This is a genomic window from Streptomyces sp. NPDC047000 (assembly GCF_040644295.1).
Lineage (GTDB): Bacteria > Actinomycetota > Actinomycetes > Streptomycetales > Streptomycetaceae > Streptomyces.
Genome location: NZ_JBEYWE010000005.1, coordinates 264156 through 290547, shown reverse-complemented (window position 1 = coordinate 290547; position 26392 = coordinate 264156). Strand labels below are relative to the sequence as shown.

Sequence of the window (26392 nt, the reverse complement as noted above, 5' to 3'; positions counted from 1 at the left end):
GCCCCGCCCGCTTCCTACGTGCCTGTCACGCCCCGCTGCGCTGCCTCGGCAGATACGGGTCGCGGCCCTCCAGTGCCCCGGACAGCCCCGCGCCCGAACCCACCGACGCGGCCGCGGCCGTACGGCGGCTCTGGGGCGGCACCGGCCCCTCCGGGTGCAGCTGCACCGTCGGTCCCGAGCTCATCGTCGCCGACGGGTGCGCCGTGGGCGCGTCGCCGTCGCCCGGCCGGTCGCCCTGGGGGCGGCGGGCCCGGTACGCGGCCCGGTACGCCGCCGGCGACGAGCCCAGCTGACGGCGGAAGTGGCCGCGCAGGGCCACCGGCGAACGGAAGCCGCAGCGGCCCGCCACCTCGTCCACCGAGTAGTCCGACGTCTCCAGCAGCCGCTGTGCCTGCAACACCCGCTGGGTGATCAGCCACTGGAGGGGAGCGCTGCCCGTCAGCGAGCGGAAGCGGCGGTCGAAGGTGCGGCGGCTCATGTACGCGCGGGCCGCCAGCGTCTCGACGTCGAACTGCTCGTGCAGGTGCTCCAGCGCCCAGGCGACGACCTCGGCGAGCGGGTCGGCGCCGATCTCCTCAGGTAAAGAGCGGTCCAGGTAGCGCTCCTGGCCTCCCGTCCTGCGCGGCGGCACGACCAGCCGCCGGGCGAGCGCGCCGGCCGCCTCGTTGCCGTGGTCGGTCCGCACGATGTGGAGGCAGAGATCGATGCCCGCCGCCGTACCCGCGGAGGTGAGCACGTCCCCGTCGTCGACGAAGAGCTCCCTCGGATCCACGTGTACCGACGGATAGCGCTTGGCCAGCGTCGGCGCGTACATCCAGTGGGTCGTCGCGGGACGGCCGTCCAGCAGGCCCGCCGCGGCCAGCACGAACGCGCCCGTGCACAGCCCCACGATGCGGGCCCCCTCCTCGTGCGCCCGGCGCAGCGCGTCGAGCGCCTCCTCCGGCGGCGGCGAGGTGATCGAACGCCAGGCGGGCACGACGACCGTGCCCGCGCGCGAGATCGCCTCCAGGCCGTGCGGCGCGGTGAGTTCCAGGCCCCCCGTGGTCCGCAGCGGGCCCTCCTCGCCCGCGCACACCAGCAGTCGGTAGCGGGGCACGCCGGCGTCCTGGCGGTCGATCCCGAACACCGACAGCGGTATGGAACTCTCGAAAATGGGGCCGCCGCTGAACAGCAGCACCGCGACGATCTCCTTGCGGCGTCGCCCGGACAGTTTCCGGGCCGCGGCTTCCGGCGCGGCAGCGGAGTCGTGGCTCATACTGCTAAGCCCCCCTCGGTGGTCGCGGCTCCTCGGTTGTGTCGCTCCTGCACGTTTCCCCTCGGTCCTGCACGAGTCCCCCGCCGTAAGACAGTCAAGATCGAATCTACTGTGTTGCACGGTGCCTTCGTGGCCAGTTCGCCACCCCACTCAATGTCGACATGGCAACTTGGCGTGAAGCATTCGATCACGAAGCGTTGCACTCCCGGGCCGTGCAGGGAAGTGCGCCTTGTCGTAGTGGCCAATCCACGTAGGGTCCGCGGGGCCCCGCAGACCCTTTTTGTGCAGGTGGAACGGGTGTTGGGGGGTGGTTCGGACGGGGGATGCGCGGTTTCCAGAAGTTGGCCGAAAACAAACGGGCGCGTGCGCAAAAACCGGTCAGTCGACCGGTGTACTCCCCCCGGTGTGACGTCCGCCTCCTCGCGCCCCGTCCCGGCCCTGCGCCCGGGGCCCCGCGCGGCGTTCCGACCGGCGTTCCGACCGGCGCAGCAGCAGGCGGCACACCGCGGTCACGGCGGCCAGGCCGAAGGCGGTGCCGGCCGTGCCGGCGAGCGAGGTGCCGTACCAGAGCAGGGCGACCGGGACGAGGACGCAACTGAACGCCGCCCAGCGGACCACGTCCGTCACGGAGTCCTTGGCGGGACGGACGGCGGGACGGGCGGCGGGGTGGTCGGCGGCACGGTCGGTGAGCCGGTCGCGGGAGTGTCCGGCGGGGCGCCGGACGGGGTGTCCGGGCGGGGGCTCGGACGGTGTCGCGGACGGGGGCTCGGCGGGGTGCGGCTCGGGGTGCGGCTCGGGGGAGGGCTGCGGTGTTCCGGGCATGGCTGACTCCCTGCGGCGGAGGTTCACGCGGTTCAACGCCCGGACCCGGCGCCGGTCACTGTGCGTGCCGCCGGGCGGGGGCGGAGGTGACGGTCGGTGTCCGCACCGTCCGGCCGGCGGGGCCGCGGACCCCGTACGGAACCGGGGGACCGGGTGTCCCCTGTACGGGTAAGTGAACGCTGTGCAAATCGCCTGTACCGGGCAGCAACCATTGCGTTACGGGCGTCCCTCGTGCATGCTCCGGGGAACTCCCGTGGACCACGCGCGGGATCCGGGCGAAGGAGGCTTGGCGCCGTACCCTTGGGGGTATGGGGTTGGGAAGATGATTCCCGGACACAGCTCCGCCGCACACTGTCGTCCCACCCACGAGGTCTGAACGCCGAGAAGCCCATGGCCGGACACGAATTCTCCGAACCCGCGGACCGCAGGCGGCCCGTCGCCGATCACCAGGCGGCCGACCCCCTGGCGGCGGAAGAGCCACGCCAGTTCTGCGATCCCGCCTTCCTGCACGGCGTGGTCGTCGGTTTCGACGGCTCCACGTCCAGCGAGCGCGCGCTCGCCTACGCGGTCGGCATGGCCCACCGCTCGGGCTCCGGCCTGATCATCGTCCATGTCGCCAACCGGCTGCCCACCACCGTGTGGGCGGGCTGCGAGCCGCCGGTCTTCGTCGACGTCCCCGACCACCGCACCGAGGTGCTCGGGCTCGAACTCGCCTGCGCCGACCATCTCGCCGAGGTGCCCTGGATCCTCGTGGAGCGCGGCGGCGACATCTGCCACGAACTCGAAGAGGTGGGGCGGGAGTACGAGGCCGACGCGATCGTCGTCGGGTCCACGCACGGCATCGTGGGCCGTATCTTCGGCTCCGTCGCCGGACGGCTCGCCAAGCGGGCCCGGCGGCCCGTCATCGTCATCCCGTGACCGGCCCGCGCCCCGGGTGCGGCACGGACCGCCCCGGTACGCGGGGCCGCCGGCCCTGATGCCGTCCCGGCGCGGCCGCGTGCCCAACTCTACCGACGCGTAGAGGTGTTCGGTTCCCTGCCCAGGGCATATACCGGTCAGCGTATGAACCTGCGGGCGTACGAGTGTGCGGGCGTACGAGCGGATGCGTGACGCGCTGCCGGACCCGGGGTGTGACGGCCACCGGCCGAGGCAGCGGCGGGCCGGACCAGGCGGCTCCGGTCTCTCAGGGAACGGCCCCCTGTGCGGGTGGCTCACAGGGGGCCGTTCACGTCCGCGCGTGTCCGTGCGTACGCGTGTCCGTGTGTCAGGCCTACGGGACGTCAGGCCAGGTACGGACGAGGGTTCCTACTCGACCGTCACGGACTTGGCGAGGTTGCGCGGCTTGTCGATGTCACGGCCGAGCGCCTTCGCCGTGTGGTAGGCGAGCAGCTGGAGCGGGATGCCGAGCAGGATCGGGTCCAGCTCGTCCTCGTTCTTCGGCACGATGATCGTCCGGTCGGCCTTCTCCTGCTCCCGGTGGGCGACCGCGAGGACCGGGCCGCTGCGGGCCTTGATCTCCTCCAGCGCGGCGCGGTTCTTCTCCAGCAGGTCGTCGTCCGGCACGATCGCCACCGTCGGCATGGTCGGCTCGATCAGGGCCAGCGGGCCGTGCTTCAGCTCGGAGGCGGGGTAGGCCTCGGCGTGGATGTAGGAGACCTCCTTGAGCTTCAGGGACGCCTCCAGGGCCACCGGGTAGCCGCGCACCCGGCCGATGAACAGCATCGAGCGGGCCTCGGCGTACTCGGCGGCCAGCTTCTCGATCTCGTCCTCCTGCGCGAGGATCTCGTTGATCTGCGCGGGCAGCTTGCGCAGGCCCGCGATGATCCGCTTGCCGTCGCGCACCGACAGGTCGCGGGTGCGGCCGAGGTGCAGGCCGAGCAGGGCGAAGGCGATGGTCATGTTGGTGAAGCACTTGGTGGACACCACGCACACCTCGGGCCCGGCGTGCACGTAGACGCCGCCGTCCGCCTCGCGGGCGACGGCCGACCCGACCACGTTGACGACGCCGAGCACCCGGGCGCCCTTGCGCTTCAGCTCCTGCACGGCGGCCAGCACGTCGTACGTCTCACCGGACTGGGAGACGGCGATGTAGAGGGTGTCGGGGTCGACGACGGCGTTGCGGTAACGGAACTCGGAGGCCGGCTCGACGTCCGCGGGGATGCGGGCCAGCTCCTCGATCAGATGGGCGCCCATCAGGCCGGCGTGGTACGCGGTGCCGCAGCCGATGATCTTCACCCGGCGGATCCGGCGCGCCTCACGGGGGTCCAGGTTGAGGCCGCCGAGGTGCACGGTGGAGAAGCGGTCGTCGATCCGGCCGCGCAGCACGCGGTCCACGGCGTCGGCCTGCTCGTGGATCTCCTTGTGCATGTAGTGCTCGTGGCCGCCCATGTCGTACGAGGCGGCCTCCCACTCCACGGTGGTCGGCTCGGCCGTCGTGCGGGTGCCCTCGGTGGTGTACGTGCGGAAGTCGTCGGCCTTCAGGGTGGCCATCTCGCCGTCGTCCAGGGTGACGATCTGGCGGGTGTGGGCGACCAGCGCGGCGATGTCCGAGGCGACGAACATCTCCTTCTCGCCGATGCCGAGGACGACCGGCGAGCCGTTGCGGGCCACGACGATCCGGTCCGGGAAGTCGGCGTGCAGCACGGCGATGCCGTAGGTGCCCTCGACGAGACGCAGCGCCTCGCGGACCTTGTCCTCCAGCTTCGCCGCCTCCGAGCGGGCGATGAGGTGGACGACGACCTCGGTGTCGGTCTCGGAGAGGAACTCGACGCCGTCCGCCTCGAGTTTGCGGCGCAGGTCGGAGGCGTTGTCGATGATGCCGTTGTGGACGACGGCGACCTTGCCCGCGCCGTCCAGGTGCGGGTGGGCGTTGGCGTCGGACGGGGCGCCGTGGGTGGCCCAGCGGGTGTGGGCGATGCCGGTGGTGCCCTTGAAGCGCGCCGGGACCTTGGCCTCCAGGTCGCGTACCCGGCCCTTGGCCTTGACCGTCTTCAGCGCGCCGGTGCGCGGCGAGGTGACGACGATGCCGGCCGAGTCGTAGCCCCGGTACTCCAGGCGTTGCAGGCCCTCGAGGAGCAGAGGAGCGACGTCACGCTTCCCGATGTATCCGACGATTCCGCACATGTGTCCGTATCCCTAACCCCTGGGGACCCCGGTGGTTCCCGGTCCCTGCGTTGCTGTCCGGCGCGCCGGTCTCTGGCCGCGCCTGTCTCCTGCCGCGTCCGCACTCGTGGTGCCGGTCGCGCGTCCGTTCCGTATGCCGCGTCCCGCGGCCTCAGCCGTACACGATCCGGCGCAGCTGCCGGAGCGTGAGGTCGGGCGGTGCCACCGCCCGGTGTCCCAGATCCGCCGCGATCTGCTCGAAGATCTCCGCGTTCACCAGGCCCTGCGCCTGGAGTTCGCGGTGGCGGCGGCGGACGTAGACCTCGGTCGTGTCGCCGAAATAGGCCAGCACGTCCTGGATCACGCGCAGCGCCTCGCCGCGCCCCAGGGGCGTGGACCTCGTCAGATGATCGACCAGTTCGTCGTGCACCCGTAGATCCTGGGACACGCGGCGCAGTTTCGCAAGAAACCTGCCCGATTTCGGGCAGGCGGCTGTTGAATCTCTCATGGACCGCTGTTTCCGAGCTGTCCATCCTGTGTCTTGCGCCCGGTCGCCCGAAGGGACGAAGTTCACACCCCATGGACATTCCACGTATGGGAGTACCCGAGAAGCTGGCCGAGCGGATGAGCATGGCCGAGCAGCACGAGTACCTGCGCGCCAGATTCTCGCGGCGCACGATGATCCGCGGCGGCGCCGTCACCCTCGGCGCCGTCACGGGCGGCGCGTTCGTCACCGGCGGGACGGCACAGGCCGCGGTCCCGACACCGTCGGCCGCCCCCGCGGTGGAGAAGGTGGACGGCGCCCTCGTCGCCCCGTTCGGCCGCCACCTCGCCTACGGCAACGACGCGCGCACCGAGATGACCGTCTCCTGGCAGGTCCCGGTCGCCGTCGAGAAGCCGTTCGTCCGCATCGGCGCCCATCCCTGGGACCTCTCCCGCAGGATCCCCGCCGAGGTCCGCACCCTCTACACCCCCGCCGGGGTCGGCGCCAGCGGCGACCACACGCAGTACTACCTGCACGCGAAGCTGGCCGGCCTGCGCCCCGGCCGCACGTACTACTACGGCGTCGGCCACGCCGGCTTCGACCCCGCCCAGGCCCATCTCCTGGGCACCCTGGGCACCTTCACCACCGCCCCCGCCGGCAAGGAGCCGTTCACCTTCACGGCCTTCGGCGACCAGGGCGTCAGCTACCACGCGCTGGCCAACGACAGCCTGATCCTCGGCCAGAACCCCGCCTTCCACCTCCACGCCGGCGACATCGCCTACGGCGACCCGGCCGGACAGGGGAAGGCCACCGACACCGGCTTCGACTCCCGTACCTGGGACCAGTTCCTGTACCAGACCGAGTCGGTCGCCAAGCAGGTCCCGTGGATGGTCAGTTACGGCAACCACGACATGGAGGCCTGGTACTCGCCCAACGGCTACGGCGGCGAGGAGGCCCGCTTCACCCTCCCCGACAACGGACCCGACCGGCGGCACCTGCCGGGCGTGTACTCCTTCGTCCACGGCAACACCGCGATCATCTCCCTCGACCCCAACGACGTCTCCTTCGAGATCCCGGCCAACCTCGGCATCTCCGGCGGCACCCAGACGACGTGGTTCGAGGGCCAGTTGAAGAAGTTCCGGGCCGCCAAGGACATCGACTTCATCGTCGTGTTCTTCCACCACTGCGCCTACTGCACCTCCACCGCCCACGCCTCGGAGGGCGGGGTGCGCCAGGAGTGGGTGCCGCTGTTCGAGAAGTACACGGTGGACCTGGTCATCAACGGCCACAACCACCAGTACGAGCGCACCGACGTCATCAAGGGCGACACGGTCGCCAGGAAACTCCCGATCGGCGGGACCGCCTACCCCGAGACCGAGGGCGTGGTCTACGTCACGGCGGGCGCGGCGGGCCGCAGCCTCTACGCGTTCAGCGCGCCCGACTCCTACGAGGGCCACCCGAACGAGGTCGACTCCGTCGCGTCCTTCGTCAACACCAAGGACGGCAAGGTGAACGAGACCGTGGCCTGGTCACGGGTGCGGTACCTCAACTACTCGTTCCTGCGGGTGGACGTGACCCCGGCGCCCAGGGGGCGCTACGCGACGCTCACGGTGCAGGGCATCGCGGAGACCGGGGACCGGATCGACCACTTCACGGTGGCGCGCCGGGCCAAGTAGCCCGTTCCCGCCGCCGGTGGGTGCTCCGGCCGGCCCGGCACGCCGGGCCGGCCGCTTCCCTCCCGGAAAGGTCTGGACCACAATGGGCTTCCGGCGGTCCCGTCCGCCACGGCCTCGGCCGCATCGACCGGCCGTATCGAAGGGAGCTCCTGTGGGACGGCAACGCGGTACGACGCCCCGTACGCCCCGGATGCTCGGCGCGCTGCTGCTCGTCGCGGCCGCCGGAACCCTCACCACCGCGACCGCCCACACGTCCTCGGCGACGTCCGCACCGGCCCGCACCGTCACCCCGCTGGGCCGGGTGATCCCGGCCCCGGCCTCGGTCACCCCGGGCGGAACGCCGTACCGCATCACCCGCGACACCCGCATCGTCGCCCCGTCCAGGGCCCGGAGCGTCGGCACGTACCTGGCGGACCTGCTGCGCCCCTCCACCGGCCACCCCCTCCCGCTGACCACGCACGGCACCGGCGGCATCCAGCTCCGGCTGGCGCCCGGCCCGTACGGCGCCGAGGGCTACCGTCTGCACAGCGGGCGCGGCGGGGTCGTCATCACCGCCCGGGAACCGGCCGGTCTCTTCCACGGCGTGCAGACCCTGCGCCAGCTGCTCCCGCCCGCCGTCGAGAAGGACACCGTGCAGCCCGGCCCCTGGCCGGTCGCGGGCGGCACCATCGTGGACCGCCCGCGCTACGCCTACCGCGGCGCGATGCTCGACGTGTCCCGGCACTTCTTCACCGTCGCCCAGGTCAAGCGCTACATCGACGAACTCGCCCTCTACAAGCTCAACGTCCTGCACCTCCACCTGAGCGACGACCAGGGCTGGCGCATCGCGATCGACTCCTGGCCCCGGCTGGCGTCCCACGGCGGCTCGACCCAGGTCGGCGGCGGCCCCGGCGGCCACTACACCAAGGCCGACTACCGCGAGATCGTCCGCTACGCCGCCTCCCGCCACCTGGAGGTCGTCCCGGAGGTCGACATGCCGGGCCACACGAACGCGGCCCTCGCCTCGTACCCCGAGCTGAACTGCGACGGCACCGCGCCCCCGCTCTACACCGGCACCGAGGTCGGCTTCAGCTCGCTGTGCGTGGACAAGGACGTGACGTACGACTTCGTCGACGACGTGATCCGCGAACTGGCCGCGCTCACCCCGGGCCGCTATCTGCACATCGGCGGCGACGAGGCGCACTCCACCAGCCACGCCGACTACACCGTCTTCATGGACCGCGTGCAGCCGGTCGTCGCCGCGTACGGCAAGACGGTCATCGGCTGGCACCAGCTCACCGGCGCGCACCCCGCGAAGGGCGCGCTCGCCCAGTACTGGGGCCTGGACACCACCTCGGCCGAGGAGAAGGCGCAGGTCGTCGCCGCCGCACAGCACGGCACCGGGATCGTCCTGTCGCCCGCCGACCGGGTGTACCTCGACATGAAGTACACCGCCGGCACCCCGATCGGCCTCGACTGGGCGGGGCTCGTGGAGGTGCGGCGCTCCTACGACTGGGACCCGGGCGCCTATCTCCCGGGGCTGCCGGAGTCGTCCGTCCGGGGCGTGGAGGCGCCGCTGTGGACGGAGACCGTGGTGACCGGCGCCGACATCGACCACCTGGCCTTCCCCCGGCTGCCCGGCGCGGCCGAGCTCGGCTGGTCCCCGGCGGCCACGCACGACTGGGACGCCTACAAGGTGCGGCTCGCGGCGCAGGGACCGCGCTGGGAGGCGCTGGGTATCGGGTTCTACCGGTCGCCGCAGGTGCCGTGGACCACTGACTGACCTGGGCCACGGCACCCGCGGCACCCGCAGCGCGCCGTGCTCGGGGCCCGCCAGGCCGCGTCAGAACCCGGCGAGCGGGTTGCGGAGCGTCCCGGCCAGCTGGAGCGCGCCGGCCGGGTCGGCCAGGTCCACCATCTGCCGGTTGTCGCGCAGCTGGAGCCGGTTGAGGCAGGACAGCGCGAACTCGGGGGCGAAGAGGTCGTACTGCCGGAACCGGTCGGCGAGTTCGGGCACCGACTCCTGGTATGCGCGGGTGACCTCGGCGACCGTCCGCCAGAAGTCGTCCTCGCCGAGGATCCCTTCGGCGGCGAGGAGGGCGGAGAGGAAGCGGAAGAAGCAGTCGAAGACGTCCGTGAAGATCGACAGCAGCTTCCGGTCCTCCGGCACGTCGACCCGGAGGCGGGCGACCTCGTCGGGCAGCGCCGCGTCCGGGTCCAGCACCGCGATCTCCTCGGCGATGTCCTTGTAGATCGCGCGCCGCACGGCGCCGTCCTCGCCGAGGACCAGGACCACGTTCTCGCCGTGCGGCATGAACACCAGGTCGTAGGCGTAGAAGCTGTGCAGCAGCGGGGTGTAGTACGCCCGCAGATAGCGCCGCAGCCACTCGGCGGGCGGCAGCCCGGACCGCTCGATCAGCGCCCCCGCGAACGACGCGCCCTCGTGGTCGGTGTGCAGCAGCGACGCCATGGTGGCGAGGGACTCGCCGTCCGCCAGGGACGGCACCGGGCTCTCCCGCCACAGCGCGGCGAGCATCTTGCGGTACGGGGAGTGGGGATCGGTGGCCCGCTCGTACTCCAGATACCGGTAGCCGACGGCGGCACGCTCCCGGATGACCGACAGGCCGGTCGACCTGAGCACCGGGTCGCCCGCGATGAGCTGGGCGAGCCAGTCGTTGATGGCCGGGGTCGCCGTCATGTAGGCGGCCGAAAGTCCGCGCATGAAGCCCATGTTGAGGACGGACAGGGCCGTCTTCACATAGTGCTTCGCGGGATCGGAGGAGTTGAAGAAGGTACGGATGGACTGCTGGGCCAGATAGGCGTCGTCGCCCTCGCCGAGGCAGACCAGATGCTGCCGGGCGACCTCGGCGGCGAAGGTGACGGTGAGCTTGTTCCACCACTGCCAGGGGTGGACGGGTATGAGGAGGTAGTCGGCCGGGTCGAGCCCGCGCCCGCGCAGCACGGCGTCGAACCGCTCGACCATCGCCTGCCCCAACTCGTCCCGCACGAAGCTCTCGTACTCGATCCCGGCGCCGGCGGTGAACGCGGCGCGGGAGCGGTGCGCGGCCAGCCAGATCAGCCGGACGGGGCGGCCGGTCTCGGGCGCGTACGCCAGGTACTCGCGGACGCCGAAGCCGAGCCGCCCGTTGTTGGCGACGAAGCAGGGGTGGCCCTCGGTCATCCCGGACTCGATGTCCTGGAAGCCGCGGGTGGCCAACTCGGCCGCCTGGAGCGGCGGTTTGGTGAGTTTGTAGCAGGTGCTGGAGAGGGTGGAGGAGATCTCCTCCAGATAGACGGGCAGGATCGCGTCGCTCAGGCCGAGGCTCTGCCGCAGCTCGATGAAGAAGTCGAGCGCCGCGAGCGGGAGTTCGGCACCTTCACGGGTCCGGGTGAGGGACGGGGCGTCCACCTGCCAGTGGTCCAGCGCGCGGCGGACGGCGGTGAAGCGGTAGCGGGTGAGGCCGTCGTCGCTGCGGACGGTGTAGCCGCCGTCCTGCTGCCGCTCGGGGGTGAGGAGGCGCTCGTGGGCGAACTCGGCGAGCGCCTTGCGGATCAGCAGCCGGTTGGCGGTCTCCCAGTGTTCGGGGGAGAGGTGGGCGACGCTGTCGGTGAGCGCGGTCATGCGGTGGCCACCGCCTTCGCGACGGCCGCTTCGAACGCCTCCCGGGTGCAGAAGCTCAGCAGGGCCCTCTTCTCCGGTTTCTCGATCTCCCGTTCGGGCACGAACCCGACGGCCGCGTTGAGGGCGTGCACGGCGGTGTTGCGCACGTCGGGCTCGACGACGATCCGCCGGACGGCCGGATCCTCGAAGAGGTGGGCGACCACGGCCGTGATGACGGCGAGGGTGAACCCGTGCACGGGCGTGTCGGTGGGCGCGACGAGGAAGTGCATCCCGATGTCACCGGGCTCGGGATCGTAGAGACCGGCCAGCTCCCGGTGGGCGGGGTCGTAGTGCTCCACGAGGAACACGGGATCGTCGCCGAGCAGCCCCAGCAGCGCGTGATGGTGTTCGTCCTCGGTGATCTCCAGATAGGCGTGCTCGACGTCCTGGGGCCGCGCGTCCCGCATCATCCAGAAGGCCGCCTTGGGATGCGTGACCCAGCGATGCAGCAACGCGGCGTCCCTGAGCGGGTGGAGGGGCCGGAAGGCGAAGCCGTCCGGGGTCACCCCGGTGGAGGGCGTGTGGCTCATACGGCGAACTCCTGGAAGGCGATGGTCTTCTCGACCGGGTAGTACTCGCTGCCGAGCAGCTCGCGGATGATGTACGCGTTGCGGTACGGGCCCATGCCCAGGTCGGGGCTGGTGACGCTGTGGGTGTGGACGCCGCCGTTCTGGAGGAAGACGCCGCGCCCGGTGACGTCGACGGAGTAGTTGCGGGCGATGTCGAAGCTGCCGTGACCGTCGAAGCGCAGCCGGTCCCTGACGGGTTCCAGGAAGGCCGGGGGCTCGTAGTGGTAGCCGGTCGCGAGGACGACGGCCTCGCTGCGGATCTCGAAGTCCTTGCCCTGCTCGTCCTGGTGGAAGCCGAGCACGTACGAACCGTCGTCCTCGTGCCGGGCCCCGGTGAGCGTGGAGTTGGTGAGCAGCCGGGTCGGGACGGGCCGGCCGCCGCTCTCGACGCCCTTCTGGTAGAGCAGGTCGAAGATGTCGTTGATCAGGTCCGCGTTGATGCCCTTGAAGAGCCCCTTCTGCGCCTTCTCCAGGCGGTGCCGGGTGTCCTCGGGCAGGGCGTGGAAGTAGTCGATGTAGTCGGGGGAGGTCATCTCCAGGGTCAGCTTGGTGTACTCCAGCGGATAGAACCGCGGTGAGCGGGTGACCCAGTTGAGCTGGTAGCCGTGGGTGCCGATGCCGTCGAGCAGTTCGCGGTAGACCTCGGCGGCACTCTGCCCGCTGCCGACGATCGTGATCGAACCGGCGGCCTGGAGCTCGGCCTTGCGGTGCGCGTACCGCGAGGTGTGCACGACATCGTTGCCGAGGTCCCGGCAGACGGCGGGTACGTGGGGGACGGTCCCGGTGCCGAGGACGAGATGACGCGCGCGGTGGACGTCGTCCCGGGCGGTGCGCACGAGATACAGCTCGGTGTCCTCGTCGTACGTCACCTCGGTGACCGTGGTGTCGAAGCGGACGCTGCCGAGCCGGCCGGCGGCCCAGCGGCAGTAGTCGTCGTACTCGATGCGCAGCGGGTAGAAGTTCTCGCGGATGTAGAAGGAGTACAGCCGCCCCTTCTCCTTCAGGTAGTTGAGGAAGGAGTACGGCGAGGTCGGGTCGGCCATGGTGACGAGGTCCGACATGAACGGTGTCTGGAGGTGGGCGCCGTCGAGGAACATGCCCGAGTGCCACTCGAAGCCGGGCCTGGACTCCAGGAAGACGCAGTCGAGTCCGGCGATCGGCTCGGTGAGGCAGGCGAGGCCGAGGTTGAAGGGGCCGAGGCCGATGCCGACGACGTCGTGGGCGGCGTCCGCGCTCGCGGACTCAGGAAGCACGGTCAAGGGACTCTCCCAGGTAGTGCTCGGCGTGGCCGGCGATCAGATCGAGGACGGCGGCGATGTCGGACACCGTCGTCCCGGGGTTGAGGAGGGTGAACTTGAGGTAGTGACGGCCGCCGACCTTGGTGCCCGCGACGACGGCGTCACCGGAGGCGAACAGGGCCTTGCGGGCGTGCAGGTTGGCGCGGTCGATCTCGGCGGGATCGGTGGCGGCGGGACCGCCCGCGGCGGCCGGGTCGTAACGGAAGACGAGGGTGGACAGGGAGGGCTCGACGACGACGTCGAACCGCGGATCGCCGTCGAGGAGCCGCCATCCCTCCTGGGCGAGGTCGCAGACGCTGTCGAAGAGTTCACCGATCCCGTCGGCACCCATGACCCGCAGCGTCATCCACAGTTTGAGCGCGTCGAAACGGCGGGTGGTCTGGAGGGACTTGTCGACCTGGTTGGGGATGCGCTCCTCGGCCATGCGGCGGGGGTTGAGGTACTCGGCGTGATAGGTGGCGTGCCGTAGCACGGTGGTGTCCCGTACCAGCAGGGCGGACGAACTCACCGGCTGGAAGAAGGACTTGTGATAGTCGACGGTGACGGAGTCGGCGCGTTCGATACCGGTGAGGCGGTCGCGGCGCCGGCCGGAGACGAGCAGTCCGCACCCGTAGGCGGCGTCCACGTGCATCCACACCCCGTACTGGGCGCACAGCCCGGCGATCTCGGGCAGCGGGTCGATGGACCCGAAGTCGGTGCTCCCGGCGGTGGCGACGACGGCCATCGGCACGAGTCCGTCCCGCCGGCAGCGCTCCAGCTCATGGGCGAGGGCGACGGTCTGCATCCGTTTGTCGTGGTCGACGGGCACGGTGACCACGGAGTCGGGGCTCAGCCCGAGCAGTTTGGCGGCCTTCCGCACACTGAAGTGGCTGACCTCGGAGGTGAAGACGCGCAGCGTGGCCAGGGATCCGGCCTTGGCCTCCTCGCGGGCCAGCAGCAGGGCCTGGAGGTTGGACTGGGTGCCGCCGGAGGTGAACACGCCGTCGGCGGCGGCCCCGAGGCCGATCCGGGCGGCCGTCCAGTCGATGAGCCTGCGCTCGATGAGGGTGCCGCCGGCGGACTGGTCCCAGGTGTCGAGGGAGGAGTTGACCGCGGAGAGCACGGCCTCGCCGAGCACCGCCGGGATGACGACCGGGCAGTTGAGGTGGGCGAGGTAGCGGGGGTGGTGGAAATAGACGGCGTCGCGGAGGTAGACGTCCTCGAGTTCGTCGAGTGCGGCGGTGGTGTCGTGGAGGGGGCGGTCGAGGTCGACGCGGTCGATGCGGGGCGCGAGGCCGTCCACGGTGACGCCGGTGAACGGCCTTTCGGTGGTGGCGAGTCGTGCCGCCACCCGCTCGACTCCTTCGGTCACGGAGCGCCGGTAGTGCTCCGCGGTGAGGTCATTGAGCAGGTGCGAGCGCATGTGGGGGTCCTCCGGTGGGGACGGTCCGTGCGGGGCGGGAGGGGCGGAGCCTGCGGGCTCAACTTAGGTAAGGCTAGCCTAAGTTAATCTTGGCCAAACCTGCCCCTCCCGTGACGGCGATCACTCCGCTGCGCGTGACTGCCGCTCAAAGTCCTTGCTGGGTGCGGCGGTCGGCGCGGCTCACCCGACCTTCTTCGCCTTCTCGACGGCGGTGGCGAGGGCTTCGACGAGGGGGGCGCACTTGTCGTAGGACAGGATCGGCTCGGGGTTGCGGGCGATGACCTGGCCTGCCTTGACGGCGGGCAGCTTCTTCCAGGTGGCCTCGGTGATGTCGGCGGGCTGGACGGCCGAGGTGCGGTTGTCCATCATGATGACGTCGGCCTGGTACTTGTCGACGTTCTCCCAGCTCAGCGACTCGTACCAGCCGCCGCCCTCGGCCTTGGCCTTCTCCGGGGGCTCGATGAAGGTGACGCCGAGGGCCTTGTAGTACTCGAGGTCGATGGAGAGGTTGGACCCGGAGACGTAGAACAGGTCCTGGCTGGCGGAACCGGCCATGACCCGGATCCCGGGGTTGGCCTTGACGGCGGCGCGCAGCCTGGCGGAGGCGTCCTCGAAGCGCTTCTTGGCCTGGGCGACGGCATCGGAAGCGACGTCGCCGCCGAGCGACTCGGCGAGGTCGAGCATCCGCTGCAACGGTGCGGTCAGCTGCCGGTTGTAGACGGAGATCCCGACGCTCGGCGCCCCGACGGCGAGGATCTTCTTCTTGGACTCCTCCGGCACGTACCAGAGCGTCCCGGCGCTGTCGAACATCGTGGATATCAGCACGTCGGGGGCGAGCGCCGCGTACTTCTCGATGTTGAACTGCCCCCACTCGTTGCCGAGCACGGTCACCTTGGTGACGTCCATGTCCCCGGCCTGCACATCGGCCTTGCCGTCCTTGGTGGTCGTCGGCCCGAAGACGCCCTTGACCCCGACGCCGTAGTCGTGGAGCGCGGCGGCCACCCCGACGAAGGCGACGATGTTTGCCGGGGCCTTGCCGGTCTTCGCGGTCTGGCCGCGGTCGTCCTTGAAGGACCAGGGCCCGGACGCGGCGGCCGAACTCCCCTTGCCCGCACCGCTGCTTTCGGCATCGTCGTCATCACCGCAGGCCGCGAGCACGGCCCCGAGACCGAGGGCACCGCCGGCGGCGAGGACGCCGCGTCGGGTGAGATGGCTGGCACGAGCGAGGGACATGAGCATGACTGCTTTCGACCAGGGCGGACGGCCCACCGGACAATTGGAAGATAGGTTAGCCTAACCTCAATTGATGTCCAGGGGATCTCGCACTCCGCGCCCCCACGTATAGGGCGTTCCCTGGGACACCCGCGGTCCCGCCAAGCCCTCGCGGCCGTCCGGCACGGGGCGAAAACCGTTGGACACGGCCACCCGCGCGGCCTACCGTCGCCGCGTCCGAGTTCCGCGCGGCCGGAAGAGGTGCGTCTGATGGCGGTCCAGGCAGTGACGGACGGCAGCAGCCGGCCGTTCCCCGTGCACGGCATGACCCCCTCGGACGTAAGGAACCTCACCCGTGGACATTCCACGTAGCTTCACCATCCGCGAGAGCAGTCACCGTATCCACAACCCGTTCACCGGCGAGAAACTGGCCGTCCTGGGGCAGGCTCTGCGCCTGACGCCCGGCACGCGGGTGCTCGACCTCGCCAGCGGATCGGGCGAGATGCTGTGCACCTGGGCCCGCGACCACGGCATCACCGGGACCGGCGTCGACCTCAGCAGCGACTTCACGGCCAAGGCCCGGGCCCGGGCGGCCGAACTCGGCGTCGCCGACCGGGTGGACTTCGTGCACGGCGACGCGTCCGGCCATGTCGCGGACGAACCCGTCGACCTCGCCGCGTGCGTCGGCGCCACCTGGATCGGCGACGGAGTGCCCGGCACGATCGACCTGCTGCGCCGCAGCCTCCGCCCGGGCGGCATGCTGCTGATCGGCGAGCCGTACTGGCGCCGGGAGCCCCCGGACCAGGTCACCGTCGAGGCGTGCCACGCCCGCAGCCGGGACGACTTCCGCACGCTGCCCGCACTGATCGAGCAGTTCGGCGAACTCGGCCACGACGTCGTCGAGATGGTGCTCGCCGACCAGGACAGCTGGGACCGCTACCGGGCCGCCCAGTGGCTCAACGTCCGCCGCTGGCTCGACCGCCACCCCGACGACGAACTGGCCCCCGAACTGAGAGCCGAACTCACGACGGACCCCGTCCGCTACGTCAGATACGAACGCGAACACCTGGGCTGGGGGATCTTCGCCCTTCTGCCCCGCTGACCACCACCCCCACCGAACCCGGAGGCGACGACACCCCGCCGCCTCCGGACCGTCTCCTGCCCCGTCTCCCGTTACCCCGCCAGTCCCAACTCCCGGGCGATCAGCATCCGCTGGACCTCGCTGGTGCCCTCGCCGATCTCCAGGATCTTGGAGTCGCGCCACATCCGGGCCACCGGGTACTCGTTCATGAAGCCGTAGCCGCCGTGGATCTGGGTGGCGTCGCGGGCGTTGTCCACCGCGACCGTGGAGGAATGGAGCTTGGCCAGGGCCGCCTCCTTCTTGAAGGGGGCTCCGGAGACCAGGCGGGCCGCCGCGTCGCGCCAGGCCAGGCGGGAGGTGTGGGCCTTCATCTCCATGTCCGCGATCTTGAACTGGATCGCCTGGTTCGCGCCGATCGGGCGGCCGAACGCGTGGCGTTCCTTGGCGTACTTGACCGACTCGTCCACGCAGCCCTGTGCCAGCCCCGTCGCCAGTGCCGCTATGGCGACCCGGCCCTCGTCCAGGATGCGCAGGAACTGGGCGTAGCCGCGGCCCTGTTCGCCGAGCAGGTTGGCCGCGGGGACCCGGACGTCCGCGAAGGACAGTTCCCTGGTGTCCGAGGCGTTCCAACCGACCTTGGAGTACGGCGCCGCCACCGTGAAGCCGGGGGTGCCCGACGGCACGATGATCGACGAGATCACCGGCCTGCCGTCCGGCCTGCGGTCCGTCACCGCCGTCACCGTCACCAGGCCCGTGATGTCCGTGCCCGAGTTGGTGATGAAGCACTTGGTGCCGTTGATCACCCATTCGCCGGTGGCCGGGTCCAGGCGGGCCGTGGTGCGGGTGGCTCCCGCGTCGGAGCCGCCGTCCGGTTCCGTCAGGCCGAAGGCGCCCAGGATCTCGCCCGTGCAGAGGCGGGGGAGCCACTCCTGTTTCTGGGCCGGTGTGCCGAACAGGTGGATCGGCATCGCTCCCAGCGAGACTCCCGCCTCCAGGGTGATGGCCACCGACGAGTCGACCCTCGCCAGTTCCTCCAGGGCCACGCCCAGCGCCAGGTAGTCGCCGCCCATGCCGCCGTACTCCTCCGGGAACGGCAGGCCGAACAGGCCCATCCGGCCCATCTCGCGCACGATCTCGTAGGGGAACTCGTGGCGCTCGTAGAGGTCGCCGATCTTCGGGGCCACCACGTCGTGCGCGAACTCCTCCACCGTGCGGCGGAGTTCCTCCAGTTCGGGGGAGAGGCGGAAGTCCATGGTGATCACTGCTCCTGGTGGGAGAGAGCCGGGGAGAGGGCGCGGACGGTGCGGGACGGGCTGGGGCGGTCGAGGTGGGCCGCCATCCACACGCTGGTCGCGGTGAGGCGGTCCAGGTCGACGCCGGTCTCGATGCCCAGGCCGTGCAGCATCCAGACCAGGTCCTCCGTGGCGAGGTTGCCGGTGGCCGACTTCGCGTACGGGCAGCCGCCCAGGCCGCCGGCGGAGGCGTCGACCGTGCTCACGCCGTGCTCCAGGGCCGCGTACGTGTTCGCCAGCGCCTGGCCGTACGTGTCGTGGAAGTGCACACCCAGGGCGTCCGTCGGCACGCCTTCCTCGTTCAGGAGGGTGAGGAGCGCGCGTACGTGGCCCGGCGTCGCCACGCCGATCGTGTCGCCCAGGCTCAGCTCGTCGCAGCCCATGTCCCGCAGCGCCGTGCAGACCCGGGCCACCTGGTGGAGCGGGACCGGACCCTCCCACGGGTCGCCGAAGCACATCGAGACATAGCCGCGGACATGCGCTCCCGCCTCCTTCGCCCGCCGCACCACCGGGTCGAACACCGCGAGGGACTCGTCCACGGTGCGGTTGAGGTTGGCCTTCGCGAAGGACTCCGTGGCGCTGGCGAACACGGCGACCCGGTCCGCGCCGAGCGCCAGGGCCCGGTCCAGACCGCGGCCGTTGGGGACCAGCACCGGCAGGTGTATCCCGGGCAGGGCGCCCTTGACGAGGTCGAACAGGTCCTCCGCGTCGGCCAGTTGCGGCACCCACTTCGGGTGGACGAAGCTCGTCGCCTCGATCGTCGTCAGGCCCGCGTCGGCCAGGCGGCGGACGAAGTCCGCCTTCACCTGTGTCGGTACGGTCGCCTTCTCGTTCTGCAGGCCGTCCCGCGCGCCCACCTCGTGGATCCGCACCCGTGCGGGCAGGTCCGGCGCCGGGACGGTCATCGGGAGTCCGGGGGGTCGGGTCATGCGCGTTCGCCTCCGTCCGTGTCCACCGCTTCCTCCTCGTGCGGCGCGATCACCGCCAGCACCTGGTCCATGGCGACCGCCGTGCCCGGGGTGACGTCGAGTCCGGTGACCGTGCCCGCGTGCGGGGCGGAGATGACGTGCTCCATCTTCATCGCCTCCACCACCAGCAGGCTCTGGCCCGCGACCACGTCGTCGCCCACCGCCACCTTCACCACCGTCACCGTGCCGGGCATCGGCGCCGTCAGCGAGTCGGCGCCCGCGTGCGCGGCCCGGTCCAGGCTCGCGGCGACCGGGTCGTGGGCGCGGACGTGCCAGGCGTCGCCGTCCCGGGCCAGCCATACCCCGTCCTCGCCGGCGGTACCGGTCAGGGCCGTGAAGGCGTGTGTCACACCGTCCAGTTCGACGGTGAGCGGGTCCCCGGGCATGAGGCGGGCGGGCACGGGGGTCTCCGCTCCCGGCAGGAGCAGCTCCGTACCGCCGTCGCCCCCGCCCGTGGTCCGGACCCGTATCACCACCGGCTCGTGGCCCGTCACCCGTACGTGGTACGCCGTCCACGCCGCCTCGCCGCCCAGCCGCCAGCCGTCCGCCGCCGCGAACGGGTCCGCCCAGCCGGAGACGGACGGCGGCGGGCGGAGGGACCCGTGGCGCAGCAGGGCCGCCGCCGCGTAGACCTCCGGCGGGACGTCGTCCTGGACCAGCCCGTCCAGTTCCCGCTCCACCAGCCCGGTGTCCAGGTCCCCCGCCACCACCGCCGGATGCGCCAGCAGCCGCCGCAGGAACCCGGCGTTGGTCGGCACGCCCAGCGTCACCGTCCCGGCGAGGGCCGCCCGGAGCCTGCGCAGTGCCGTCGCCCGGTCGGGGCCGTACGCGATGACCTTGGCCAGCATCGGGTCGTAGCGGCTGCCCACCTCCGTGCCCTCGCTGAGCCCGGAGTCGGTGCGCACGCCGTCCCCCGAGGGTTCGCGCAGCCGCAGCACCGTGCCGCCGGACGGCAGGAAGCCGCGCGCGCCCTCGCGCACCGACACCGTCTCGGCGCAGATCCGGGCCTCCACGGCGTGCCCGGCGAGGGTGATGTCGTCCTGCCCGTACGGCAGCCGCTCGCCCGCCGCGATCCGCAGCTGCCACTCCACCAGGTCGAGGCCCGTCACGAACTCGGTGACCGGGTGCTCCACCTGGAGGCGGGTGTTCATCTCCATGAAGAAGTACGACGACGGGTCGCCGCCCGGCACGATGAACTCCACCGTGCCCGCGCCCCGGTACCCGCAGGAGCGCGCCGCCTGCACCGCCGCCTCGCCCATCGCGGCCCGGGTCGGCCCGTCCAGCAGCACACTGGGCGCCTCCTCGACGAGCTTCTGGTGCCGCCGCTGGAGCGAGCACTCGCGTTCGCCGAGGTGGACGACGTTGCCGTGGCCGTCGGCCAGGACCTGGATCTCGATGTGGCGGGGCCGGTCCACCCACCGCTCGACCAGCAGCGTGTCGTCCCCGAAGGACGCGCGGGCCTCCCGGCGGGCCGCCGCGATCTCCTCCTCCAGCACCGCCGGGTCCCGCACCAGCCGCATGCCCTTGCCGCCGCCGCCCGCCGACGGCTTCAGCAGCACCGGGACACCGATGCCGGCCGCGGCGGAAGCCAGTTGGGCATCCGTCAGGCCGCTGCCCCGGGACCCCGGCACCACCGGGACGCCCGCCGCCCGCACCGTCTCCTTCGCCCGGATCTTGTCGCCCATCAGCGCGATCGCCGAGGCAGGCGGCCCGATGAAGACGAGCCCCGCCTCCTCGCAGGTCCGCGCGAAGGCGGCGTTCTCGGCGAGGAAGCCGTACCCCGGGTGCACCGCCCGCGCGCCCGTGCGGACGGCGGCCGCGATGATCCGTTCCGCCGACAGATAGCTCTCCGCGGCCGCCGCGGGCCCGATCCGCACCGCCGTGTCGGCCTCCCGTACGTGCCGGGCGTCCGCGTCGGCGTCGGAGTACACCGCCACCGAGCGCACCCCCATGGCCCGCAGCGTACGGATCACCCGCACCGCGATCTCGCCCCGGTTGGCGACCAGCACCGTCTCGAACATGGGTCCCCTCATCGCAGCGTTCACATCCGGAAGACGCCGAACCGGGGCTCTCCCAGCGGCGCGTTGGCACAGGCGGTCAGGGCCAGACCCAGCACCCGGCGGGTCTCCAGGGGGTCGATCACCCCGTCGTCCCACAGGCGCGCCGTGGCGTAGTAGGCGTTGCCCTGGCGCTCGTACTGCGCGCGCACCGGCGCCTTGAAGGCTTCCTCCTCCTCGGCCGGCCAGCTCTCCCCGCGCGCCTCCAGCTGGTCCCGTTTCACGGTCGCGAGGACGGACGCGGCCTGCTCGCCGCCCATCACCGAGATCTTGGCGCCCGGCCACATCCACAGGAACCGGGGCGAATAGGCCCGGCCGCACATCGAGTAGTTGCCCGCCCCGTACGACCCGCCGACCACCACCGTCAGCTTCGGCACCCGGGTGCAGGCCACCGCGGTCACCATCTTGGCGCCGTGCTTGGCGATGCCGCCCGCCTCGTAGTCCCGGCCGACCATGAAGCCGGAGATGTTCTGCAGGAACACCAGCGGGATGCCGCGCTGGTCGCACAGCTCGACGAAGTGGGCGCCCTTCTGGGCGGATTCGGAGAACAGGATGCCGTTGTTGGCGACGATCCCGACCGGATGCCCGTGGACGCGGGCGAAGCCGGTGACGAGGGTCTGCCCGAACTCCGCCTTGAACTCGGCGAACCGCGAGCCGTCCACCACCCGCGCGATGATCTCCCGTACGTCGTAGGGGGTGCGCGGGTCGACCGGCACCGCGCCGTACAGGCCGTACGGATCGACCTTCGGCTCGACGGACGCCGTCACCTCCCACGGCAGCGGCCCGCGCGCGGGAAGCGTGGCGACGGCGGTCCGGACGATCCGCAGCGCGTGCGCGTCGTCCTCCGCCAGGTGGTCGGTGACGCCCGACACCCGCGCGTGGACCTCGCCGCCGCCCAGTTCCTCCGCCGTGACCACCTCACCGGTGGCGGCCTTCACCAGCGGCGGCCCGCCGAGGAAGATGGTGCCCTGGCCGCGCACGATGACCGCCTCGTCGCTCATCGCCGGGACGTACGCCCCGCCCGCCGTGCAGGAGCCGAGGACGGCGGCGATCTGCGGGATGCCGGCGCCGGACATCCGGGCCTGGTTGTAGAAGATCCGCCCGAAGTGCTCCCGGTCCGGGAACACCTCGTCCTGCATCGGCAGGAACGCGCCGCCCGAGTCGACGAGGTACAGGCACGGCAGCCGGTTCTCCAGGGCCACCTCCTGGGCGCGCAGATGCTTCTTCACGGTCATCGGGTAGTACGTGCCGCCCTTGACCGTGGCGTCGTTGGCGACGATCACGCACTCGCGCCCGGCGACCCGTCCGATCCCGGCGATCAGCCCGGCCGCCGGTGCCTGGCCGTCGTACATCCCGTCGGCCGCCAGCGGCGCCAGCTCCAGGAACGGCGAACCCGGGTCGAGCAGTGCGTCCACCCGCTCGCGCGGCAGCAGCTTGCCGCGCGCGGTGTGCCGGGCCCGCGCCCGCTCGCCGCCGCCGAGGCGGGCCGCGGCCAGCTTGCCGCGCAGCTCCCCGGCCAGCGCGCGGTGCGCCCGCTCGTTGGCCCGCCAGGCCTCCGAGGCGGGGTCCTCCCCCACGCTCGAACGATCTCGCGCGGGGGCACCCCCATCACTCGTCAGCTCCGGTGCCTCCTGCATCCCGCGGTCCCCTCACCAGGTGTTAATGAGCGTTAACCATCGGCCTTCAGGTTAACGACCGCTAACCGCTTCTGTCTAGAATTACTCCCATGGTCACCAGAACCGACGCCGCGACCCGCCGTGAACAGATCCTCAAGGAGGCCGCCCGCCTCTTCGCCGAGCGCGGCTTCCACGGTGTCGGGGTCGACGAGATAGGCGCCGCGGTCGGCATCAGCGGCCCCGGCCTCTACCGGCACTTCCCCGGCAAGGACGCGATGCTCGCCGAACTGCTGGTCGGCATCAGCGGCCGGCTGCTGACCGGCGCGCGCCGCCGGCTGGCGGAGGCGGACAACTCCGCCGGTCCCGGCGCGGTCCTCGACTCGCTCATCGAGGGCCACATCGACTTCGCCCTGGACGACCGTCCCCTCATCACCCTGCACGACCGCGAGCTGGACCGCCTGCGCGACAGCGACCGCAAGCTGGTGCGCCAGCTCCAGCGGCAGTACGTCGAACTGTGGGTGGAGGTGGTGCGCGAGCTGCACCCGGAACTGACCGAGCCCGCCGCCCGCGCCGCCGTGCACGCGGTGTTCGGCCTGCTCAACTCCACCCCGCACCTGGCCCGGCCGGGCGCGCTGCCGGGGCGCGCGGTCACCGCCCGGCTGCTGCACCAGATGGCGCGCGGCGCCTTCGAGGCGGCCGGGGCGCCCTGATTCCGGCGCCTTGCGCCCCCGCGGACCCGCCCGTGCGTCCCTCCGTGCCCTCACCCGTCCGCGTGACGAGCGTTACGGCATCCCGCCCCCGGACACTCTGGACGCCCGTCCCTACCCGCCGGTACCGTTGCTCTGAGCAAGCGCTTAGACATGCACGGTTCTGTGGAGGTGGCGGCGTGCGCCGTACGGTGTTCAACGAGGATCACGAGGCGTTCCGGGAGACCCTGCGGGCCTTCATCGAGGCCGAGGTCGTCCCCGTCTACGACGAGTGGTTCGCGGCCGGCCAGGCCCCCCGCGACTTCTACCACAAGCTCGCCGAGCTGGGTGTCTTCGGCATCCGCGTCGACGAGGAGCACGGCGGCGCCGGCATCGACTCGTACAAGTTCGAGGCGATCATCTACGAGGAGACCGCCCGCGCGGGCGTCCACTTCGGCGGCTCCGGAGTGCATGTGCTGCTCGGCCTGCCGTACATCAAGATGCTCGCCACCGAGGAGCAGAAGAAGCGCTATCTGCCCAAGTTCGTCTCCGGCGAGGAGATGTGGGCCCTCGCGATGACCGAGCCGGGCACCGGCTCCGACCTCGCGGGCATGAAGACCACCGCCCGGCTCTCCGAGGACGGCACGCACTACGTCCTCAACGGCGCCAAGACCTTCATCACCGGCGGCGTGCACGCCGACCGCGTCATCGTCTGCGCCCGCACCGCCGCGCCCACCGCCGAGGACCGCCGGCACGGCATATCCCTGTTCGCCGTGGACACCAAGTCCGAGGGCTACTCCGTCGGCCGCAAGCTCGACAAGCTCGGCCTGAAGACCTCCGACACCGCCGAGCTGGCGTTCGTCGACGTGAAGGTCCCGGTGGAGGACCTGCTCGGCGAGGAGAACAAGGGCTTCTCCTACCTCGGCCACAACCTCGCCTCCGAGCGCTGGGGCATCGCCTACGGCGCCTACGCGCAGGCCAAGGCGGCCGTGCGGTTCACCAAGGAGTACGTCAAGGAGCGCACCGTCTTCGGCCAGCCGGTCGCGCACTTCCAGAACACCAAGTTCGAGCTCGCCGCCTGCCAGGCCGAGGTGGACGCCGCCGAGGCGGTCGCCGACCGCGCCCTGGAGGCCCTGGACGCGAACGAGCTGACGCCCGCCGAGGCCGCCAGCGCCAAGCTGTTCTGCACCGAGGTCGCGCACCGCGTCATCGACCGCTGCCTCCAGCTGCACGGCGGCTACGGCTTCATGAACGAGTACCCGATCGCCCGCCTGTACGCCGACAACCGCGTCAACCGGATCTACGGCGGCACCAGCGAGATCATGAAGACGATCATCGCGAAGGACATGGGCCTGTAGAGGAACCAGCAGGACCAGCAGGACATGGGCCTGTAAGCCGCCCGCAACCAGCGGCAGCGGTCCGACCGATACAACGGACGCCATGAGCCAGGCACTACAGGATCTCCTCGATCTGCTCGACCTGGAGCAGATCGAGGAGAACATCTTCCGCGGGCAGTCCCGCTCCGCCATGGTCCCGCGGGTCTTCGGCGGCCAGGTCGCCGCGCAGGCGATGACCGCCGCCGGGCGTACGGTCCCGGCGGACCGGCCCGCGCACTCCCTGCACGCGTACTTCCTGCGTCCCGGCGACCCCGGCGCGCCCATCGTCTACACCGTGGACCGGCTGCGCGACGGCCGCTCCTTCACCACCCGCCGGGTCGTCGCCGTCCAGCACGGCAAGCCGGTCTTCGGGCTCTCGGCGTCCTTCCAGACGTACGAGGACGGCCTCGACCACCAGGCCCCCGCGCCGTCCGCCCCGGACCCCGAGACCCTCCCGACCTCCCAGGAACGCCTGCGCGGCTACGGCCACCTCGCCCCCGGCGTGGTGGCACGCCTCCTCCAGACCCGCGAGGCGGTCGACCTGCGCTACGTCGACGAGCCGCCGTACGGCCGCTTCGGCGAACCTCGCGAACCGCACTCGCAGGTCTGGTTCCGCACCAACGGCAAGCTCGCCGACGACCCCCTGCTGCACGTCGTGCTCGCCACGTACGTCTCCGACATGACGCTGCTCGACTCGGTGCTGCTGGCCCACGGCCGGGGCGGCTGGGCGGTGGGCGACGTGGTCGGCGCCTCCCTGGACCACGCGATGTGGTTCCACCGCCCGTTCCGCGCCGACGAGTGGCTGCTCTACGACCAGGAGTCCCCGTCGGCGTACGGCGGCCGGGGCCTGGGCCAGGCTCGGATCTACACGCAGGACGGCCGGCTGGCGGTGTCGGTGATCCAGGAGGGCGTGGTCCGCGTCCCCCGCTAGGCTTCCTGGTCCTCTCGGTCCCTTTGGTCTCCTTGGTCCTCCCGGTCCCCTTGCCCGGTGAGTCCCGCCTCGGACAGCAGATAGGCGGTCATCGGGTCGTAGTACCGCGGGCTGACGACATGGTCGTCGAGCGGTACGGCGACCTGGAGGGTGCCCTCGGACTCGGCGAGGAAGAGGGCCGGGTCGTTGCAGTCGGCGTACCCCACGGAGTCGATGCCGTGCTGGGCGGCCCGCCCCGCCCAGCCGTGGTCGGCGACGACGAGGTCGGGCAGCGGGCGTCCCGCACGCTCCAGCGCGGTGAGGATCTGGTGCATCGGCTCGCCGGAGTGGGTGTGCCAGAGGCTCGCCCCGTGCTCGAGCACGGCGATGTCGGCGAACTGTCTGACGTACCCCTCCTCCGTCTGCAACCCCTCCGGGATGACGACGACCTCGCAGCCCGCGGCGCGCAGCGCGACGGCGGTGGCGTGGTGCACATCGAGCAGCCCGCCCGGGTGACCGGTCGCGAGCAGTACCCGCTGCCCGCCCTCGGCCGCCTTCCGCAGCCGCCCCGCCATCCGCTCCAGGGCGTCCACCGTCAGCTCCGGGTCGATGGTGTCCTGCCCGTACCGGAACGCGGGGTCGTCGTTCACCCCGACCCGCTCCGCCATCACCGCGAGCACGTCCTGCTCGTCGTTCCACCGGTCACCGAGTTCGAGCCCGAGCCAGAAGTTCCGTTCGCCGTTGGCCAGCCTGCGGTAGTGGTTGAGGTTGTTCTCGCGAGGTGTGGCGACATCGCCCGCGATACGGGTCTTCACAAGGTGGTCGACGAGCTCGGCGCGGCTGGGTGTCCCGGGTATCGGCATGAACCCATTGTGAGGCAGCCCACGGGGGCGGGTCCCGGGTGTTCCGGGCGCTGGGACGCCCGCCACACGACGACGGCCCCCGA

Annotated in this window: 21 protein-coding genes; 7 read left to right on the top strand and 14 right to left on the bottom strand. The window is 71.4% G+C overall.

Annotation, left to right across the window (positions count from 1 at the left end):
* Positions 1 to 25: 25 nt before the first annotated feature.
* Both ABZ862_RS11825 and ABZ862_RS11820 read right to left on the bottom strand, forming a co-directional pair.
* Complete coding sequence (locus ABZ862_RS11825; RefSeq protein ID WP_360955973.1) at positions 26 to 1255, bottom strand: helix-turn-helix domain-containing protein; 1230 nt, start codon at positions 1253 to 1255, stop codon at positions 26 to 28.
* A gap of 378 nt (positions 1256 to 1633) precedes the next feature.
* Positions 1634 to 1882, bottom strand: coding sequence for a hypothetical protein (locus ABZ862_RS11820; RefSeq protein ID WP_360956107.1), 249 nt, complete (start codon positions 1880 to 1882; stop codon positions 1634 to 1636).
* A 585-nt stretch (positions 1883 to 2467) separates the two neighbouring features.
* On the opposite strand from ABZ862_RS11820, the gene ABZ862_RS11815 reads away from it, so the two are divergent.
* A complete protein-coding gene (locus ABZ862_RS11815; protein ID WP_360955971.1) occupies positions 2468 to 2995 on the top strand; it encodes a universal stress protein in 528 nt (175 codons plus the stop codon).
* Between the two features lie 387 nt (positions 2996 to 3382).
* Here ABZ862_RS11815 and glmS read toward each other — a convergent pair whose 3' ends face one another.
* Both glmS and ABZ862_RS11805 read right to left on the bottom strand, forming a co-directional pair.
* Positions 3383 to 5200, bottom strand: a complete 1818-nt coding sequence (gene glmS, locus ABZ862_RS11810; RefSeq protein WP_360955969.1) for a glutamine--fructose-6-phosphate transaminase (isomerizing) — start codon at positions 5198 to 5200, stop codon at positions 3383 to 3385.
* 151 nt (positions 5201 to 5351) lie between these two features.
* Positions 5352 to 5609 (bottom strand): hypothetical protein, encoded by a 258-nt coding sequence (locus tag ABZ862_RS11805; RefSeq protein ID WP_360956105.1) that lies wholly within the window; start codon positions 5607 to 5609, stop codon positions 5352 to 5354.
* Between the two features lie 164 nt (positions 5610 to 5773).
* Here ABZ862_RS11805 and ABZ862_RS11800 point away from each other — a divergent pair, with 164 nt between their 5' ends.
* Together ABZ862_RS11800 and ABZ862_RS11795 are read left to right on the top strand one after the other, a co-directional pair.
* Positions 5774 to 7339 carry a metallophosphoesterase family protein gene (locus ABZ862_RS11800; protein WP_360955967.1) on the top strand — a complete coding sequence of 522 codons (1566 nt, stop codon included), beginning with the start codon at positions 5774 to 5776 and terminating at the stop codon, positions 7337 to 7339.
* A 190-nt stretch (positions 7340 to 7529) separates the two neighbouring features.
* Complete coding sequence (locus tag ABZ862_RS11795; protein ID WP_360956103.1) at positions 7530 to 9101, top strand: beta-N-acetylhexosaminidase; 1572 nt, start codon at positions 7530 to 7532, stop codon at positions 9099 to 9101.
* Between the two features lie 60 nt (positions 9102 to 9161).
* Here the strand turns inward: ABZ862_RS11795 and ABZ862_RS11790 are convergent, their stop codons facing one another.
* From ABZ862_RS11790 to ABZ862_RS11770, 5 genes are all read right to left on the bottom strand, one after another.
* Positions 9162 to 10940, bottom strand: a complete 1779-nt coding sequence (locus ABZ862_RS11790) for an IucA/IucC family siderophore biosynthesis protein (protein WP_360955965.1) — start codon at positions 10938 to 10940, stop codon at positions 9162 to 9164.
* Positions 10937 to 11509 (bottom strand): GNAT family N-acetyltransferase, encoded by a 573-nt coding sequence (locus ABZ862_RS11785; protein WP_360955963.1) that lies wholly within the window; start codon positions 11507 to 11509, stop codon positions 10937 to 10939. Before ABZ862_RS11785 ends, ABZ862_RS11790 begins: the two co-directional genes overlap by 4 nt.
* On the bottom strand, positions 11506 to 12807 hold the full coding sequence (locus ABZ862_RS11780) for a lysine N(6)-hydroxylase/L-ornithine N(5)-oxygenase family protein (RefSeq protein WP_360955961.1): 1302 nt from the start codon (positions 12805 to 12807) through the stop codon (positions 11506 to 11508). Before ABZ862_RS11780 ends, ABZ862_RS11785 begins: the two co-directional genes overlap by 4 nt.
* Positions 12791 to 14248 (bottom strand): lysine decarboxylase DesA, encoded by a 1458-nt coding sequence (desA, locus tag ABZ862_RS11775; RefSeq protein WP_360955959.1) that lies wholly within the window; start codon positions 14246 to 14248, stop codon positions 12791 to 12793. The genes ABZ862_RS11780 and desA overlap by 17 nt, the downstream gene beginning before the upstream one ends.
* Positions 14249 to 14428: 180 nt before the next feature.
* A complete protein-coding gene (locus tag ABZ862_RS11770; RefSeq protein ID WP_360955957.1) occupies positions 14429 to 15481 on the bottom strand; it encodes an ABC transporter substrate-binding protein in 1053 nt (350 codons plus the stop codon).
* A gap of 334 nt (positions 15482 to 15815) precedes the next feature.
* Between ABZ862_RS11770 and ABZ862_RS11765 the strand changes: the two genes are divergently transcribed.
* Positions 15816 to 16562, top strand: a complete 747-nt coding sequence (locus ABZ862_RS11765; RefSeq protein WP_360955955.1) for a class I SAM-dependent methyltransferase — start codon at positions 15816 to 15818, stop codon at positions 16560 to 16562.
* A 71-nt stretch (positions 16563 to 16633) separates the two neighbouring features.
* Here the strand turns inward: ABZ862_RS11765 and ABZ862_RS11760 are convergent, their stop codons facing one another.
* From ABZ862_RS11760 to ABZ862_RS11745, 4 genes are read right to left on the bottom strand one after another with little or no spacing between them, the layout of a single operon-like run.
* Positions 16634 to 17794 carry an acyl-CoA dehydrogenase family protein gene (locus ABZ862_RS11760; protein WP_360955953.1) on the bottom strand — a complete coding sequence of 387 codons (1161 nt, stop codon included), beginning with the start codon at positions 17792 to 17794 and terminating at the stop codon, positions 16634 to 16636.
* Positions 17795 to 17799: 5 nt separating this feature from the next.
* Positions 17800 to 18762 carry a hydroxymethylglutaryl-CoA lyase gene (locus tag ABZ862_RS11755; protein ID WP_360955951.1) on the bottom strand — a complete coding sequence of 321 codons (963 nt, stop codon included), beginning with the start codon at positions 18760 to 18762 and terminating at the stop codon, positions 17800 to 17802.
* Positions 18759 to 20822 carry a biotin carboxylase N-terminal domain-containing protein gene (locus ABZ862_RS11750; RefSeq protein WP_360955949.1) on the bottom strand — a complete coding sequence of 688 codons (2064 nt, stop codon included), beginning with the start codon at positions 20820 to 20822 and terminating at the stop codon, positions 18759 to 18761. Before ABZ862_RS11750 ends, ABZ862_RS11755 begins: the two co-directional genes overlap by 4 nt.
* 20 nt (positions 20823 to 20842) lie before the next feature.
* Positions 20843 to 22435 carry a carboxyl transferase domain-containing protein gene (locus ABZ862_RS11745; protein ID WP_360955947.1) on the bottom strand — a complete coding sequence of 531 codons (1593 nt, stop codon included), beginning with the start codon at positions 22433 to 22435 and terminating at the stop codon, positions 20843 to 20845.
* Between the two features lie 149 nt (positions 22436 to 22584).
* Between ABZ862_RS11745 and ABZ862_RS11740 the strand changes: the two genes are divergently transcribed.
* From ABZ862_RS11740 to ABZ862_RS11730, 3 genes are all read left to right on the top strand, one after another.
* A complete protein-coding gene (locus ABZ862_RS11740) occupies positions 22585 to 23184 on the top strand; it encodes a TetR/AcrR family transcriptional regulator (protein ID WP_360955945.1) in 600 nt (199 codons plus the stop codon).
* 176 nt (positions 23185 to 23360) lie between these two features.
* Entirely contained in the window at positions 23361 to 24518 is a 1158-nt protein-coding gene (locus ABZ862_RS11735; protein WP_360955943.1) for an acyl-CoA dehydrogenase family protein, read from the top strand.
* An 82-nt stretch (positions 24519 to 24600) separates the two neighbouring features.
* Positions 24601 to 25467, top strand: coding sequence for an acyl-CoA thioesterase II (locus ABZ862_RS11730; protein ID WP_360955941.1), 867 nt, complete (start codon positions 24601 to 24603; stop codon positions 25465 to 25467).
* Here the strand turns inward: ABZ862_RS11730 and ABZ862_RS11725 are convergent.
* Complete coding sequence (locus ABZ862_RS11725; RefSeq protein ID WP_360955939.1) at positions 25464 to 26309, bottom strand: phosphatase; 846 nt, start codon at positions 26307 to 26309, stop codon at positions 25464 to 25466. The two genes, ABZ862_RS11730 and ABZ862_RS11725, sit on opposite strands and share 4 nt — an antisense overlap.
* Positions 26310 to 26392: the final 83 nt, after the last annotated feature.

Excerpts from the sequence above, each read along its gene's own strand:
- ABZ862_RS11825 (WP_360955973.1), bottom strand. The coding sequence starts at position 1,255 with ATGAGCCACGACTCCGCTGCCGCGCCGGAAGCCGCGGCCCGGAAACTG.
- ABZ862_RS11815 (WP_360955971.1), top strand. The coding sequence starts at position 2,468 with ATGGCCGGACACGAATTCTCCGAACCCGCGGACCGCAGGCGGCCCGTC.
- glmS (WP_360955969.1), bottom strand. The coding sequence starts at position 5,200 with ATGTGCGGAATCGTCGGATACATCGGGAAGCGTGACGTCGCTCCTCTG.
- ABZ862_RS11800 (WP_360955967.1), top strand. The coding sequence starts at position 5,774 with ATGGGAGTACCCGAGAAGCTGGCCGAGCGGATGAGCATGGCCGAGCAG.
- ABZ862_RS11795 (WP_360956103.1), top strand. The coding sequence starts at position 7,530 with ATGCTCGGCGCGCTGCTGCTCGTCGCGGCCGCCGGAACCCTCACCACC.
- ABZ862_RS11790 (WP_360955965.1), bottom strand. The coding sequence starts at position 10,940 with ATGACCGCGCTCACCGACAGCGTCGCCCACCTCTCCCCCGAACACTGG.
- ABZ862_RS11785 (WP_360955963.1), bottom strand. The coding sequence starts at position 11,509 with ATGAGCCACACGCCCTCCACCGGGGTGACCCCGGACGGCTTCGCCTTC.
- desA (WP_360955959.1), bottom strand. The coding sequence starts at position 14,248 with ATGCGCTCGCACCTGCTCAATGACCTCACCGCGGAGCACTACCGGCGC.
- ABZ862_RS11770 (WP_360955957.1), bottom strand. The coding sequence starts at position 15,481 with ATGTCCCTCGCTCGTGCCAGCCATCTCACCCGACGCGGCGTCCTCGCC.
- ABZ862_RS11760 (WP_360955953.1), bottom strand. The coding sequence starts at position 17,794 with ATGGACTTCCGCCTCTCCCCCGAACTGGAGGAACTCCGCCGCACGGTG.
- ABZ862_RS11755 (WP_360955951.1), bottom strand. The coding sequence starts at position 18,762 with ATGACCCGACCCCCCGGACTCCCGATGACCGTCCCGGCGCCGGACCTG.
- ABZ862_RS11750 (WP_360955949.1), bottom strand. The coding sequence starts at position 20,822 with ATGTTCGAGACGGTGCTGGTCGCCAACCGGGGCGAGATCGCGGTGCGG.
- ABZ862_RS11740 (WP_360955945.1), top strand. The coding sequence starts at position 22,585 with ATGGTCACCAGAACCGACGCCGCGACCCGCCGTGAACAGATCCTCAAG.
- ABZ862_RS11730 (WP_360955941.1), top strand. The coding sequence starts at position 24,601 with ATGAGCCAGGCACTACAGGATCTCCTCGATCTGCTCGACCTGGAGCAG.
- ABZ862_RS11725 (WP_360955939.1), bottom strand. The coding sequence starts at position 26,309 with ATGCCGATACCCGGGACACCCAGCCGCGCCGAGCTCGTCGACCACCTT.